The sequence below is a fragment of the Mycobacterium sp. OAS707 genome, assembly GCF_014873705.1.
Taxonomy (GTDB): domain Bacteria; phylum Actinomycetota; class Actinomycetes; order Mycobacteriales; family Mycobacteriaceae; genus Mycobacterium.
This window is the reverse complement of record NZ_JADBDS010000001.1, coordinates 1,924,077-1,938,856: the sequence shown is the minus strand read 5'-3', so window position 1 is coordinate 1,938,856 and position 14,780 is coordinate 1,924,077. Positions and strand designations below refer to the sequence as shown.

The window sequence follows — 14,780 nt, the reverse complement described above, 5'->3', positions numbered from 1 at the left end:
GACGGAAACTACGCGGCTGCGCCCGGCTTCAGGTAGGTGACCAGGCTGACGTCGATGCTCTCGTCGATGAAGTAGTACTGGCAGCCGGTCAGGTACCGCATGTAGCGGTGGTAGTTCTCCTCGTCGGTGGCCGCGATCGCCGCATCTTTGTTCTTCTCGAGGCGGTCGGCCCAGATGCCGAGCGTCTTGATGTAGTGATTGCGCAGCGACTTCGCCTCGGGCACCACGAAGCCCGCCTTCTCGCCGTGCTCCACCATCATCTGAGTGGTCGGAAGCCGGCCGCCGGGGAAGATCTCGGTGATCATGAACTTGATGAACCGGGCCAACTCGAAGGTCAGCTTCTTGCCGCGCTCGGCCAGGTCATATGGGTGGTAGCCGACGCTGCTCTGGATCGTCATCCGGCCGTCGTCGGGCAGGATGTCGAAGCAGGTCTTGAAGAAGTCGTCATAGCGCTCGAAGCCGAAGTGCTCGAAGGCCTCGATCGACACGATGCGGTCGACGGGGCTGTGGAACTGCTCCCAGCCCTCTAGCCGCACGTCGAATGTCCGATTGGTGTCGAGCTTGGACAGCAGCTGGTCGCAGTAGGCCTTCTGGTTCTTGGACAGCGTCAGGCCGATGACGTTGACGTCGTACTTCTCCATCGCCCGCTGCAGGGTCAGCCCCCAGCCGCAACCGACCTCGAGCAGGGTCATCCCCGGCTTCAGATCGAGCTTGTCCAGGTGCTGATCGACGTTGGCGATCTGCGCCTCGGACAGCGTGACATTGGGGCCGGTGAAGAACGCGCAGCTGTACTTGCGCGTCGGATCCTGGAACACCCCGAAGAAGTCGTCCGAAAGGTCGTAATGCGCCTGAATATCCTCGAAATGCGGCGTCATGTCCTTCGTGCCGGATGAATTGTCAGACATATTTCCCTGCTAAGCCTTCTCCTGGTGTGACCGCACTCTACGAGCCGCTACGGCAGCTACGTGCGCAACTAGGCGTACACCCTAGCCGTCCGCGAGGGCTGAACCCAATCTGACGCTACTTGTGCAGCGTGAACTGGTTGACGTCGATATAGCCCTTGCGGAACATGTCCGCGCATCCAATCAGGTATTTCATGTAGCGGTCGTAGACCTCTTCGGACTGGACGGCGATCGCCGCTTCGCGCTGCGCGCCCAGCGTGTCGGCCCACGTTTGGAGGGTGCGCGCGTAGTGGGGTTGCAGGGACTGGACCCGGGTCACCGTGAAACCGGCCGCCGCAGCGTGCTCTTCGACCGCCCCTATCGTCGGCAGCTGACCGCCGGGAAAAATCTCCTTGGCGATGAACATCGCGAAGCGTGCGGCGTCCATCGACATCGGGATGCCACGGTCCTTGACCTCATCCAGCGTCAGCCGGGTGATGGTGTGCAGCAGCATGACGCCGTCGTCCGGCAGCACGCCGTAGGTCGTCGAGAAGAACTGCTTCCACCGGTCGTGGCCGAAGTGTTCGAATGCGCCGATCGACACGATCCGGTCGACGGGCTCGTCGAACTGCTCCCACCCCTGCAGCAGCACCCGCTTTGATCGCGGACCGTTCATCGCGGCGAACGCCTGCGCGGCGTGGTCGTATTGATTCTGTGACAGCGTCAGCCCGACGACGTTGACGTCGTAGCGCTCGACCGCTCGCCGCATCGTCGCGCCCCAGCCGCACCCGATGTCGAGCAGTGTCATCCCCGGCCGCAGACCCAGCTTGCCGAGTGAAAGGTCGATCTTGGCGAGCTGAGCCTGTTCGAGCGACATGTCGTCGCGCTCGAAGTAGGCGCAGCTATAGGTCTGCGTGGAATCCAGAAACAGCCGGTAGAAGTCGTCCGACAGGTCGTAGTGGGACTGCACGTCCTCGAAATGAGGCGTCAGGTCGGCCATGAGCGGCCATGCTACGCGTCAAACTTGGCGGTTCCTGCCAGCCCTATTTAGCCAGGGTGAACTGGTTGACGTCGATGTAGCCCATGCGGAAACCCTTGGCGCAGCCCGTGAGGTAGTGCATGTAGCGGTCGTAGACCTCTTCGGACTGCACGGCGATGGCCTCGTCCTTGTGCGCCTCCAGCGCCTCGGACCAGCAGTCGAGGGTGCGGGCGTAGTGCAGCTGCAGCGACTGGCGGCGAGTCAGCTCGAACCCGGCCTTGGCCGAGTGCTCCTCGACCTTCTCGATCGAAGGCAGCCGGCCCCCGGGGAAGATCTCGGTGAGGATGAACTTCACGAACCGGGCGACCTCGAAGGTGAGCGGAATCTTGCGCTCGGCCATCTGCGGCAGCGTCAGCGCGGTGATCGTGTGCAGCAACATCACGCCGTCGTCTGGCAACAGTGAATGGGCTAACGCGAAGAAGTCGTCATAGCGGTCGAAACCGAAGTGTTCGAACGCGCCGATCGAGACGATCCGGTCCACCGGCTCGTCGAACTGCTCCCAGCCTTGAAGCAGCACCCGCTTGTCACGAGGACTGTCGGACTGCGCGAAAACCCTTTCCACATGCGCCTTTTGGTTCTCGCTCAGGGTCAGCCCGATGACGTTGACGTCATAGCGTTCGATCGCGCGCATCATCGTCGAGCCCCACCCGCAGCCCACGTCCAGCAGCGTCATCCCTGGCTGCAGTCCGAGCTTGCCCAGCGCCAGGTCGATCTTGGCGAGCTGCGCTTCCTGCAGCGTCATGTCGTCGCGTTCGAAATACGCACAGCTGTAGGTCTGGGTCGGGTCCAGCCACAGCCGGAAGAACTCGTCGGACAGGTCGTAATGCGCCTGGACGTCCTCGAAATGCGGCTTCAATTTGTTGGCTTGGGCCATGGATCTGGGTGCCTTCCTGGCTGGTCAGCGGCTATGCGCGGGTCGACGATGACGGCTTAGGTGCGCTGATGCACTCCTCCCGAGGTTACGCGCCATGCACCTCGGGAAACGAATCGAAAGGTGTGGCCGGGATCACGCCGCTTCTGCGAAGGTGGTCTTCAGCTCGCCGACAATGTCGTCCCACAGCTCGCGGGGCAGGTCATGGCCCATGCCGTCGAACAACACCAACCGCGCGCCCTTGATGGCACGCGCGATCGCGCGGCCGCCGAACGGGCGCATCAGCTTGTCGGCCTTGCCGTGAATGACGACCGTGGGGACGCTGATCTGCCGGTCGTAGCCGAGCAGGCTGCCGCTGCCGAGGATCGCGGCGAAATGGCGGCCGACGCCTGCGGGGTAGTAGGACCGTTCGAGGCCCTCGATCGCCTCCTCGCGGATGCGCTCGAGCGGCGCAGGATAGGCCGGGCTCCCGGTGATCCTCGTAACCCGGACGGCGTTCTCGACGAGCGCTTCGCGCGTCGCGTCCTTGGGCTTCTGCAGGATGGCGAGCAGTTGCTTGGTTCCGGGCGGGGGCAGCAGCGGCTGGTTGTTGCTGGAAAAGATGACCGCAAGGGTCTTGGTGCGCGGCTGGTGCCGGGCCGCGAAAACCTGCGCGATCATGCCGCCCATCGAGGCGCCGACGATGTGCGCCGTCTCGATCTTCAGGTGGTCCAGCAGCGCGGCAGCGTCGTCGGCCAGATCCTCGAGCGTGTAGACGGCAGGACTCTTCAGGCCGAGGAACGAGCGGACCATTCTTCTCGGCAGCGGCATGCCGGAGTGGCCGCCGGTCACCTTCGTCGACAGGCCGACGTCGCGGTTGTCGTAGCGGATGACGCGCAAGCCCTGGTCAACGAGCTTCTCGCAGAAGTCGGTGCGCCACAACAACAATTGCGCGCCAAGGCCCATGATCAGTAGGACGGCGGGGTTGTTGGGGTCCCCCATGTCCTCGTAGTAGATGTCGAGATCGCCGGATTTGGCTGTGCCCGAACGGATTTCCACTTACGCCTCGACCTCTTCAGTGTGTTCGCGGCTGAGCTCCACCATGAAGTTCGCGAAGTATCCGGTCAACTGCGGATCGGACATCATCTGCCACTTCGGTGCGAGTAGCTTCATGTAGCGCTCGACGTAGAGGAACTGCTTGCCGATCAGCACCAGCTCACGCGGCAGCTTCACGTCGTAAGCGTCGGCCAAAGTCGAGAGCTGCCTGCCGATTTCGGCGTAGCTCATGTCGCCAAGCGACTTCATGGTCAGTGGCGTCGCGAACTTCTCGAGGTCCTTGGCGGCTTCGGCCTCGGGTTTCATCGTGCCGACCGCACCCATCAGCACGACGATCTTGCCCGCCGCGGCGTGGTCCTTCTTGACCAGCAGCGCGTACACCAACTCCCGTAGCAGCCAGCGGGTCCGCGGGTCGATGCGGCCCATGATGCCGAAGTCGAAGAACACGATCTTGCCGTCTTTGTCGACGTACAGGTTGCCTGCGTGCAGGTCGCCGTGGAACAGGCCGTGCCGCAGGCCGCCCTCGAACACGCTGAACAGCAACGCCTTTACCAGTTCGGTGCCGTCGAAGCCGGCCTTGCGGATGGCGGCGGCATCGTCGATACGGATGCCCGCGACGCGTTCCATCGTCAGCACCCGCTCGCTGGTCAGGTCCCAATAGACCTGCGGCACCCGGATGTTGCGGCCCAGCGGCGAGGCGTGCATGTGCGAGACCCAAGCGTCCATCGACTGCGCTTCCAGCCGGAAATCGAGTTCCTCGGCCAGGTTGTCGGCGAAGTCGGCCACGACATCCTGTGCGGACAACCGGCGGCCCAGCTTGGCCAGTTCGACGATCTGCGCGCCGCGCTTGAGGATTTGCAGGTCTGCCGCAACGCGGCGGCGAATGCCAGGCCGCTGGATCTTGACGACCACCTCTTCGCCGCTGTGCAGGGTCGCGTAGTGCACCTGCGCGATCGAAGCCGACGCGAACGGCGTCGGCTCGAACGACTTGAAGAGCTTCGAGGGATCGTCGCCCAGTTCCTCGCGCAACAGCTTGTAGACCTGGTCCTCGTCGGCGGGCGGCACCGCGTCGAGCAGGCTGCGGAACTCGCGACTCATTTGTTCGCCGAACGCGCCCGGACTTGAGGCGATGATCTGGCCGAACTTGACGTAGGTAGGCCCAAGGTCGGCGAACGTCTGCGGGATCTGCCTGATGATCTTCTGCTGCAACGAACCCTTACCGGCGAGCTTGGCGACGACTCGCGCGCCGGTGCGGGTTATCTGCCAACCCGTCGCGCCGATGCGGGCGGCTTCGACCGGCAGCGGCACCCGGTCCAGCTTGGCCACCTCGCGGTGTTTAGTCGTACTCATGGTTGCAGTGTCTCAAACGGCGGGTTGACGAGTCTAAATCGTGTGCACCGGGTCACACCTGAGCAGAATGCGCAAAAGCCGAACATCGCTGATTAAACCGCTAGCGAGCACAAGCGCGCCACCTTCGTCGCCGATCCATAGCTTCAGACGCAATCAACGTCTGAGGAGCGGATATGGCAACACTGGTGGCACCGCGCCGCACGTCGATGAAGCGCGTCGCGGCGGCGAGCTTTGTCGGGTCGGCCATCGAGTACTACGACTTCTACATCTACGGCACCGCCGCCGCGCTGGTGTTCCCGAAGGTCTTCTTCCCTCATCTGGACGGCACGACGGCCACGGTCGCGTCGATGGCCACGTTCGCCGCGGCGTTTCTGTCACGGCCGGTCGGCGCGGCGTTCTTCGGACACTTCGGCGATCGCCTTGGCCGCAAGTCGACCCTGATCGCCACCATGCTGATCATGGGCCTGTCGACGGTGGCCGTTGGACTGGTTCCCGGCGAGGCGACCATCGGCATGGCCGCGCCACTGATCCTGTTGACGCTGCGCCTCGTCCAGGGGTTTGCGGTCGGCGGTGAATGGGCGGGCGCCGCGCTGCTGTCCGCCGAGTACGCGCCGGCGCGAGCCCGGGGTCGCTACGGCATGTACACCCAGATGGGTGTCGGCAGCGGGCTCGTCATGAGCAGCCTGCTGTTCCTGGTCGTGAACCAGACGATCGGGGAGTCCAGTCGCGCGTTCCTCGAATGGGGTTGGCGCATACCGTTTCTGTTCAGTGCGGTGTTGATCGCCATCGCGTTGTACGTCCGGCTCAACGTCGCCGAGACGCCGGTGTTCACCGAGCACAAGGAAAGCGACACCGCACGGGTGACGCCACTGGCCGCCTTGTTCGGAAATCAGCGACGCGAGGTGGTTCTTGCTGCCGGCGCCATGATCGGGTTCTTCACGTTGGGATACATGGCCAACGCCTACCTGATGAGTTATGCCCATACCCACGTTGGGTTCTCGCCGACACTGATCTTGGCGGTTGGACTGCTCGGCGGCGTGGTCGTGGTGGTCTTCAATGTGCTGGGCTGCGTATTGTCTGACACCGTTGGGCGCCGTCGCGTCATCATCGCGGCGTTCGCACTCGGCGTGCCCTGGTCATTCGCGGTGCTTCCACTGGTTGACACCGGGAATGCCGGCTTGTTCGCGTTGGCGCTCTGCGGAACCTATGCGGTCGCGGGAATGGCCTACGGCCCGATGGCGGCGTTCATTCCGGAGATCTTCGGCACTCGATACCGCTATAGCGGCGCGGCCGTGTCGCTGAATCTCGCGGGATTGGTGGGCGGTGCGGTGCCGACGATCATCGCGGCTCCCCTGGTTGCGACGTGCGGCGTGCCCGCGATCGGCGCCATGATGGCCGCGGTCGTCGTGGTCAGCGTGATCTGCACGGTCCTGCTGCCCGAAACCAAAGGCGTTGCCCTGCAATAGCAGTGAGCACAATGCGGTAAACGCAGAGATCGCCCATTGCGCGGGTTGTGCGCACAACAGCGACGCAGCGAACACGGATCCGTAGCTTTGGAGATGTGACACCGTCACGAACAACCAAACATCCACTTACACAGGAGAATTCACATGAACACCAACAAGTCACGGTTCTTCACCCGCTTCGTCGCAGGCCCGATCGCCGCCGCGGGCATCCTTGGCGGCGCCGCACTTGGAGTGGCCGCAGCAGCCAATGCCGACACCGGTTCGTCGGATCACATGAGTGGCGGTTACTCGACGGACTTCCACCCCAGCCACGACTCGCGGGACTCGGACCGCGACTTCCGGCCCGACTTCTGGGACTTCTGGCTTTGGCACCACCGGGATCACTCGTTCGGTTGGCACCGCAGCTGACGCGCAGCCCCTCATTCTGAGCCTCTTCTCGACGTACCGGGAAGGGGCTCAGTCTGTTTCGGGATATCGGGGCGGCGCCGCTTTTTCCGCCGTGTCCACTAAAGTCTGTGTCGCACACCGCAGTAGGCGGTGAAGTCACGACTCCGGGAGCATGTTCTCCGTCAGCGCCTCGATGATCGGCCGCCACACGGGCTTGGGCAGATCGTGGCCCATGCCGTCGACGACGACGTAGCGCGCACCTTCGATGGCTCGAGCGACATTGCGTCCGTTGCGCGGTCGGACCATCGGGTCCTTCGACCCGTGAATAACTACGGTCGGCGCGGTGATGCGACGGGCGTAGCGCACCAGGCTGCCGGTGCCGAGGATCGCATCGAACTGGCGAAGCATGCCCTGCGGGTAGTCGCTGCGGGTAGTGAGCTCCTCGACGCGACGACGCAAATCCTCCACGGGCGGAAGGAAATTCGGTCCGTTGATGATCGAGACGTTGCGCACCTCGTTGGCCAACCTCTCCTCAGCGGGGGCATCCTTTTTCGGCGCATCGAACGCCAAGCGGATCACCCGCCACTTCGGAATCGACGACATCGGCCTGCCGGAGCTCGTCATGATCAGGCCCAATGACTGAACCCGCTCGGGATGGCGGCCCGCCAGCACCTGGGCGATCATCCCGCCCATCGAGGCGCCCACCACGTGTGCTCGTTCGATACCGAGGTGATCGAGGAGTCCTTCGACGTCGTCGGCCAAATCCACCAGCGTGTACGGCACAGGGCTGCCGCGGCCGACGAGATACCGCAGCACCCGCGGGTAGACCGACCCCTTGGCCCGCGCGCCGTGCATCTTCGTCGAAAGGCCGGTGTCGCGGTGGTCGAACCGGATCACCCGGTACCCGCTGTCGATCAGGCGCGCGCAGAAGCCGTCCGGCCACATCGGCAGCTGTGCGCCGACGCCCATGATGAGCAGGACCGGCGGGTCGCCGATATCGCCGAGGTCCTCGTAGTGAAGCTCGATCGGGGACACGGGGTCACCGCATTGAGCTTTGCCGATTCTGCGCTCTGTCACACAATTCCTATAACGATTTGCTGATCTACGCCTGATCAGTCTGTTTTCCGCTAGTCTATGTTCTTTGCTGTTCCGGGCTTCTTGGGGGAGAGAGGCTATCGCAGTGCGGACGCGTTCCGGTGCCCTTGCCTTCGTGATGACCGCTGTGCTTGTTCTGACACTGGCATGGGCGGCCGGATGCGCGGTGCGCCGAGGCGCCGGCGCTGAACACCATCGAATTCCGACTGTAGCCGCAGGCTCGGCTCGCTTCCAGATCCTGTCGCCGACGCTGATCCGCACCGAATACGCGAGCGACCGCAAGTTCGTCGATCAGCCGACGTTCAACGTGATCGGCCGGGGGAACTTCGCACCCGCCGATTACACGGTGACCTCAATCGACGGCTGGCTGACGATCGCCACGAGCGCGATGACCCTTCGATACAAGACCGACTCAGGACCATTCACGCCACGCAACCTCATCCTGCAATTGAAGTCCGGCGACCAGAACGTGACCGCGACGCCGTGGCAGCGACCAACCTGCGTCGTCGGCGTCATCTGCGAGGCCGAGGAACTCACGCCGACCGGAGCTGCAGTCCAGCGTGATCACCGCGGCTACTCCGGAGGTGGGTTCCTCGCCGGGTTCAGGTTCGCAGGAGACGGCCTGACGACCGATGTCGACGCAGACTCGCCTGGCCGGTACCAATTCGTCGTCCGTTATGCCAACGCACAGCTTGGCGAAGAAGTGCAGCAGACGCGCACGTTCAGCCTGGCCGTCGACGGATACCCGAGTCAGACCCTGATCCTGGAGCCGTCCGCGGACTGGGACACCTGGCGAACGGCCGCGATCCCCGTCGATCTCGCCAAAGGTCATCACACGTTGCGCCTTTCGCGGAACACATCGGACTCCGGGGCGGTCAACATCGACACCGTCGCTGTCGTCGCGCCGGGTGCCCAAGCTCCGCAGTTGTCGCGCGAGCCGCTCGTCGACTGTGGTTTCAATGTCACCTGTGAGGCCGAAGGCTCAGGGCTGCGGGGCACGGCCACGGTCGTCAGTGATCGGCGAGGATATTCGGGCACGGGCTTCGTCAACGACCTGAACCCGGAGTCCGACTTGTTGATTCGCGCCGTCGGCGTTCCGGCCGACGGGCTCTACACGCTTCATATCCGGTACGCGAACGCGCGGCAGGTTACGCGCACGGCGACCCTTCGCATCGGTGACGTGTCGACGAGTGTCGCGCTGCCTGCGACCGCCGACTGGAACACGTGGGCCACCGCGGAAGCGCCCGTCGCCCTGAAGGCTGGTACCAACGACATCGTTCTCGGGTGTTCGGGCGCCGACGCGTGCCGAGTCAACGTGGATGCCGTCGCCGTCACCGCGCAAGGCGCGAAATCGCCTGCGCCACATGTCCCTCTTGGCGGCTATCGCCGCAGCTTCGACACCGTCAACGGCGACCTCGCCATGCCCTCCAGCACCCCGGGCTTGTTGCAGCGCGACGGCTGGTACCTGCTCGACGATTCCGCGTCGGCGATGTTCGACCCCACGACGAACGAGCTTTCGTCGCGGCCCGAAAACCGGGGCGCTTACCTTGACGGCTACCTGTTCGGGTACGGCGACGACTACCAGCGCGGCCTCGGCGACCTCGCCACTCTGACCGGACCCCCGGCCCTGCTGCCGCAATGGGCTTACGGCGTTTGGTATTCGGAGGACCACGACCGCACCGCCGACAGTCTCCAGACCGAGGTCGTTCCACAGTTTCGAGCCCAGGGCGTCCCGCTCGACGTGCTGGTGCTCGACACCCCGAAATTTCCGTCGCCCGAAGGGTTCCTCGATTGGGCCAATACCCAAGGGCTGCATACCGTTTTCAACGTCCACCCGAGTCTCGTCGAGTCGAATCCGGGGTTCGCAGAGGTACAGGCCGTTGCGAACAACCGGCTCGCAGGCGGCGATCCCTGGTCACCGGGGTCGTGTTGCGACGGTCCGCAGACTCCTACGGGAGCGACGCCCGACGCGTGGATCAACCAGCAGTACGCGGAGGCCGCGGAGAAGGACGGCCGACGCGGCTTCGTGCTCTCCCGTGCCTACGGCTCATTGCAGAGCAGCGGCTACGTCGGGCCTGCCGGCACGCCGACCGGCCCATGGGCCGACAAGCGCACCACCATTCATTTCACCGGAGACACCTACTCGACCTGGGGCACGCTGGCGGGCGAAGTCGGTTGGACACCAGCAGAATCCGTCGCGACCGGCATGGCAGCGGTCAGCCACGACATCGGCGGCTTCCTCGACGCGACCGGGCTTGTCGGTTCCGAAACCGACGGCTCGGGGGGGCGCACCAAGAAGCTGCCCGACGACCTCTACGTCCGCTGGCTGCAGCTGGGAACGTTCCAGCCGATCGACCGGTTGCACGGTGACCACAGCGACCGGATGCCATGGCAGTACGGCGTCGCCGCGAAGGAGTCGGCGAAGAAATTCCTGAATCTGCGTGAGAACCTGCTGCCCTACATCTACACCCTCGCCGACACCGCGAACCGCACCGGACTGCCGATCGCGCGGCCGCTGTACCTGGAGTATCCCCACGAAGAGCAGGCCTACGCGGCGGCCGACAGCGAATACCTTTTCGGCTCAGATCTTTTGGTGGCTCCGATCACCGCGCCCGGCGACAGCGTCACCAGGTCGGTGTGGTTTCCGCCAGGAAGCTGGACGAACTACTTCACCGGCGAGGCGGTCCAGGGCGGCGCCACGCACCAGATCACCAGCGGTCTCGACGCGATGCCGGTCTTCGTCAAAGCAGGCGCCATCATCCCGATGCGAACCTCCGACGTGGCCTACAGCGGCGCACCGATGCGCAACGTCACACTCGTCGTCGCCCAAGGAGCGCCAGGGACCTTCACCCTCTACGAGGACGACGGCGCAGGCGGCAGGAACCGCCGCGGTGCGACCACCAAGATCGACTACGCCGAGAATGCAGGCACACACACCATTCGAATCGATTCGACCGACGGCACTTTCCGCGACCAGGAAGGCGAGCGCCAGTGGACGATCTCAGTGCTTCATGCCGCCGCTCCGGCCAGTGTCACGATAAACGGCCGCACGGTGGCGCCGTCGAACTATGGGTGGGACAGCGCCACCGGCAACCTACGAATCACCTTGCCGGCAGGCAGGATTCAGGACGCGGTGACGGTCACGTACCAGTGACGTCGACAGCAGGTTGCCATGGCTTGATCCACTCGGTGGGTTCCCAGCCTTCGACTCCGGCCACCAATTCGTAAAGCGTTGCACCGTCGATGGATTCGCGAATGATGTCGGCATGACCGGCATGCCTGGCCAGTTCGTTGATCAAGTGGTGGATCACCCAGCGCACCGTCCAGTTGTCGATGTCCTTGGGGAACCACGGCACATCCTTGGGCACCGGCACCGCGGTGTCGAGGTCGGTCGCCGCCAAGATGCGCAGCGTTTCGGCGTTCTGCGCCTTGAACTTGTCCAACAACTCGGCAAGCGTCTCGTCGTCGCGCATGACGTACTCGTCTTGGTAGTCGGCGACGATCTCTTCGAAGGGACGGGTGTCCTTCGCCGGAAAGTCGGGGGCCGCGGCGACGCGTTCCATCCACGAGCGCTGAACGCCGGTCGCATGCTTGATCAGGCCGCCGATCGACAACTCGCTCACTGACGGCGTCGAGCGGGCTTGTTCGTCGGAAAGGCCGAAGGCAACCGCGAAATACGAGCCCTGGTGGTATTCGAGGAAGACGCGCAAGGCGTCGCGCTCGTCGCCGACGATGGGGGCTTGTCCTGGCATTGCTACTTTCCCTCTCGGTTGGTGGTGTGTAGGTAAAGATCTCGGATGCAAGCGATTTCGGCGCCGTGGTGAATGGCCTCGCGGTTGATGTGCAGGACGAGTTCTGCCATCGAATGCTCAGCCCACGGACCTTCTTTAGGTCCGATCGGACGCGCCAGATCCTGGTCATCCAGACCGTGGACGCCGGCGATCCAATTCTTGTACGCATCGTCGAGCTGGCCAAGCGCTGTCTTCGCGTCCGTCGCATAGTGCCAGGACTCGTAGTCGGCGGGCGGGCCGCCGAAATGGGAATGGTTGCGCATCGCGAAAACACCGACGATGACATGGGCCAGCCGCCACGCGATCGTCGTGAACGGCGCGGGCTCAGGCGGCGGGAACGCGAAGTCGATCGCGCCGTCGGGGTGCACCGTCCAGCAGTCCGGCACCGGCTGCCAGAAGTACTCCTCATCGGTCAGGCCGTCGAGCCGAGGGCGCAGCTGGTTGGTCCAGTGGTAGTCGAGTTGGTCGGCCAGATGGGTGGTCAATTCGCTCATGAGCTCAGCCTGGCAGAGGTATAGGACAGGTTCTGTCCTATGACTGTGTCATGGTGGAGTGGTGTCCGAAACGACGAGTCGCGTGCTGCAGCTGCTGGGGTTGCTGCAGTCGCGCCGGGTGTGGACGGGCGAGGAGCTCTCCGAGCGACTCGGCGTGACGACGCGCAGCGTGCGCCGTGATGTGGAGCGGCTGCGGGAGCTCGGCTATCCGGTGCAGGCCAGCAAGGGCCATGGCGGTGGTTATCAGCTGGGCGCAGGCGCAGCGCTGCCGCCGCTGCTGCTCGATCCCGACGAGGCGGTGGCGATGGCGGTGTGCCTGCGACTGGCCGCTGGCGGCAGCGTGGCCGGCGTCGGCGAATCGGCGTTGCGCGCGCTGAGCAAGCTCGACCAGGTGATGCCCGCGCGGCTGCGGTCGCAGGTGGCCGCGGTGCACGACGCGACGGTGACACTGCCGTCGAACTACTCGGACTCACCCGTCGAACCCGAGGTGCTGATGACGCTGGCGCGGGCATGCCGCGACCGCGAGCACGTCAGCGCGGGCTACGTCTCGCGGGCAGGCGACGCGACCCAGCGGCGACTGGAGCCCTACCAACTCGTGACGACCGGCAGGCGCTGGTATCTGCTTGCCTACGACCGTGACCGGCAGGATTGGCGCAGCCTGCGGTTGGACCGGATGGCCGACGTGCGCGCGCTCGGCAGTACGTTCACGCCTCGGCAGGCACCCGACGCGGCGACCTATGTGCGGCATTCGATCAGTTCGTCGCCTTACCGATACGTTGCCCGGGTGCGCTATCAGGCTCCTGAACATGTTGTGGCTCAACATTTCTCGCCGACGTCGGTGACCATCGAGGCAGACGGGCCGGACGCGTGCATCCTGACCGCAGGCGCGGATGATCCCGAGCGCATGGTCTTCTATCTGGCGCTGCCGGGCTGCGAGTTCGAGGTGCTGGAGCCGCCAGAGGTCATCCAGGCGGTCGGCTCGCTGGCCGAGCGGTTGCGGCACGCGGCGGGTTAAGCGGTGATGCCGAGGCGGTCGGTGAGAAAGAGGAACGCCGCGGCGAAGTCGTTGTCAGCGGTGGCGCTGCGGACCTGATTCCAGTTCACCTGTTCACGCACGGCTCGCACGGCAGGTAGCAGAGCGGCGAAGTCACAGTGATGTTCGCTGAACGACGACAGCTTCTCGGACAGCACCTTTGTAGGCGGCAGCACCGGCATCGCGATCGCGAGCACCTCGACGATGTCGGCGCCGCGGATGGTCGCCGTGTCGACCGGGACGCCGTTGAGTCGGTGCAGCACGTCAACGACGACGCCACCCGTGCATGCCTTGAACAACCAGTCCTCTGGCGGGCGATCGATCCGAAAGCCCGCCTCCTCGAGCGTCTTGGCCGCGGTGTCGGCATCCTCCTCGGCGACGACGAAGTCGACGTCGTGCACGGGCTCGGGACCGCCACGCACCCACAGGGCGTAGCTGCCCGCGAGCGCGAACTCGGGTCCCTGTGCTTTCAGCGCCGAAGCGGCTCGCTTGAGTGCGTCGCGCAGTTCGTCGTTTCGGGCGGGTACATCGGAAAGCGTCATCGTGGGTACTTGAGTACCCATGCGGATGGCTACCTTCAACATCCTGCACGGTCGCAGCGTTCACGACGGGGCGGTGCACCTGGACAGGCTGGTCGACTCGGTGAAGCAACTGGATCCCGACATCCTGGCGCTGCAGGAGGTCGATCTGGAGCAGGCGCGGTCGGGCAACGCGGATCTGACCGCGGTCGCGGCCGAAGCGATGGGGGCGGTGAGCCACCGGTTCGTCGCCGCGATCTCCGGCACGCCGGGAGCGACGTGGATGGCGGCGACGGGTCGCGAGCAGCCGGGCACCGCGGCCTACGGAATCGCCTTGCTGTCGCGCTATCTGGCCGAGAGCTGGCAGGTCGTGCGGTTGCCGCGCATTCCGGTGCGATTTCCGATGTACCTGCCAGGACCGCGACGCGTACAGGTCGTGCACGAGGAACCGCGGGCGGCGATGGTCGCTCGACTCGACACCCCGCTCGGTCCGTTGACCGTCGCCAACACCCATCTGTCGTTCGTGCCCGGCTGGAACAGAGTGCAGATGCGGCGGTTGGTTCGTGACCTGCGTGGCTTCCCCGGCCCCCGGGTGCTGATGGGCGATCTCAACATGGATCCACCGACGCCTCGGCGCTGGACACGGATGTCGTCGCTGGGCGAGGCGACGACGTTCCCGGCCGACGAGCCCTGCCACCAGCTCGACCACATCCTCACCGATGACACGACTCTGCGTGTCGACGAATGCTCGTCACCGCGGCTGCCGATCTCCGATCATCGAGCGTTGGTCGTCGACATTTCGCGGGCCTGAGGCCGCAAC

General features: G+C 64.7%; 14 protein-coding genes. 5 read left to right on the top strand and 9 right to left on the bottom strand.

Annotated elements, in window-relative coordinates; all coding sequences use genetic code 11:
* Positions 1 to 8: 8 nt before the first annotated feature.
* The 5 genes from GGC64_RS09630 to GGC64_RS09610 form a co-directional block, all read right to left on the bottom strand.
* Positions 9 to 905 carry a cyclopropane mycolic acid synthase family methyltransferase gene (locus GGC64_RS09630; RefSeq protein WP_192722138.1) on the bottom strand — a complete coding sequence of 299 codons (897 nt, stop codon included), beginning with the start codon at positions 903 to 905 and terminating at the stop codon, positions 9 to 11.
* A gap of 115 nt (positions 906 to 1,020) precedes the next feature.
* The gene (locus GGC64_RS09625) at positions 1,021 to 1,881 is read right to left on the bottom strand and encodes a cyclopropane mycolic acid synthase family methyltransferase (RefSeq protein WP_192722137.1); all 861 of its coding nucleotides are present in this window, start codon (positions 1,879 to 1,881) and stop codon (positions 1,021 to 1,023) included.
* Positions 1,882 to 1,924: 43 nt separating this feature from the next.
* Positions 1,925 to 2,794, bottom strand: coding sequence for a cyclopropane mycolic acid synthase family methyltransferase (locus GGC64_RS09620; RefSeq protein WP_192722136.1), 870 nt, complete (start codon positions 2,792 to 2,794; stop codon positions 1,925 to 1,927).
* 132 nt (positions 2,795 to 2,926) lie between these two features.
* The gene (locus tag GGC64_RS09615) at positions 2,927 to 3,829 is read right to left on the bottom strand and encodes an alpha/beta fold hydrolase (protein ID WP_192722135.1); all 903 of its coding nucleotides are present in this window, start codon (positions 3,827 to 3,829) and stop codon (positions 2,927 to 2,929) included.
* Entirely contained in the window at positions 3,830 to 5,176 is a 1,347-nt protein-coding gene (locus GGC64_RS09610; protein WP_192722134.1) for an AarF/ABC1/UbiB kinase family protein, read from the bottom strand.
* 206 nt (positions 5,177 to 5,382) lie between these two features.
* On the opposite strand from GGC64_RS09610, the gene GGC64_RS09605 reads away from it, so the two are divergent.
* Both GGC64_RS09605 and GGC64_RS09600 read left to right on the top strand, forming a co-directional pair.
* Positions 5,383 to 6,642, top strand: a complete 1,260-nt coding sequence (locus GGC64_RS09605; RefSeq protein WP_192722482.1) for an MFS transporter — start codon at positions 5,383 to 5,385, stop codon at positions 6,640 to 6,642.
* Positions 6,643 to 6,786: 144 nt separating this feature from the next.
* Entirely contained in the window at positions 6,787 to 7,050 is a 264-nt protein-coding gene (locus GGC64_RS09600; RefSeq protein ID WP_192722133.1) for a hypothetical protein, read from the top strand.
* A gap of 135 nt (positions 7,051 to 7,185) precedes the next feature.
* On the opposite strand, the gene GGC64_RS09595 is transcribed toward GGC64_RS09600, so the two are convergent.
* The gene (locus GGC64_RS09595; protein WP_370582039.1) at positions 7,186 to 8,064 is read right to left on the bottom strand and encodes an alpha/beta fold hydrolase; all 879 of its coding nucleotides are present in this window, start codon (positions 8,062 to 8,064) and stop codon (positions 7,186 to 7,188) included.
* Positions 8,065 to 8,209: 145 nt separating this feature from the next.
* Between GGC64_RS09595 and GGC64_RS09590 the strand changes: the two genes are divergently transcribed.
* Positions 8,210 to 11,278 (top strand): TIM-barrel domain-containing protein, encoded by a 3,069-nt coding sequence (locus GGC64_RS09590; RefSeq protein ID WP_370582038.1) that lies wholly within the window; start codon positions 8,210 to 8,212, stop codon positions 11,276 to 11,278.
* On the opposite strand, the gene GGC64_RS09585 is transcribed toward GGC64_RS09590, so the two are convergent.
* On the bottom strand, positions 11,265 to 11,876 hold the full coding sequence (locus tag GGC64_RS09585; protein WP_192722132.1) for a DinB family protein: 612 nt from the start codon (positions 11,874 to 11,876) through the stop codon (positions 11,265 to 11,267). The two genes, GGC64_RS09590 and GGC64_RS09585, sit on opposite strands and share 14 nt — an antisense overlap.
* 2 nt (positions 11,877 to 11,878) lie before the next feature.
* Positions 11,879 to 12,409 (bottom strand): DinB family protein, encoded by a 531-nt coding sequence (locus GGC64_RS09580; protein WP_192722131.1) that lies wholly within the window; start codon positions 12,407 to 12,409, stop codon positions 11,879 to 11,881.
* A gap of 61 nt (positions 12,410 to 12,470) precedes the next feature.
* Between GGC64_RS09580 and GGC64_RS09575 the strand changes: the two genes are divergently transcribed.
* Entirely contained in the window at positions 12,471 to 13,424 is a 954-nt protein-coding gene (locus tag GGC64_RS09575; RefSeq protein ID WP_192722130.1) for a YafY family protein, read from the top strand.
* Here GGC64_RS09575 and GGC64_RS09570 read toward each other — a convergent pair.
* Complete coding sequence (locus GGC64_RS09570) at positions 13,421 to 14,005, bottom strand: nucleotidyltransferase family protein (protein WP_225951227.1); 585 nt, start codon at positions 14,003 to 14,005, stop codon at positions 13,421 to 13,423. The genes GGC64_RS09575 and GGC64_RS09570 overlap by 4 nt on opposite strands.
* Here GGC64_RS09570 and GGC64_RS09565 point away from each other — a divergent pair.
* The gene (locus GGC64_RS09565) at positions 14,004 to 14,771 is read left to right on the top strand and encodes an endonuclease/exonuclease/phosphatase family protein (RefSeq protein WP_192722129.1); all 768 of its coding nucleotides are present in this window, start codon (positions 14,004 to 14,006) and stop codon (positions 14,769 to 14,771) included. The genes GGC64_RS09570 and GGC64_RS09565 overlap by 2 nt on opposite strands.
* The last annotated feature ends 9 nt before the right edge of the window (positions 14,772 to 14,780 follow it).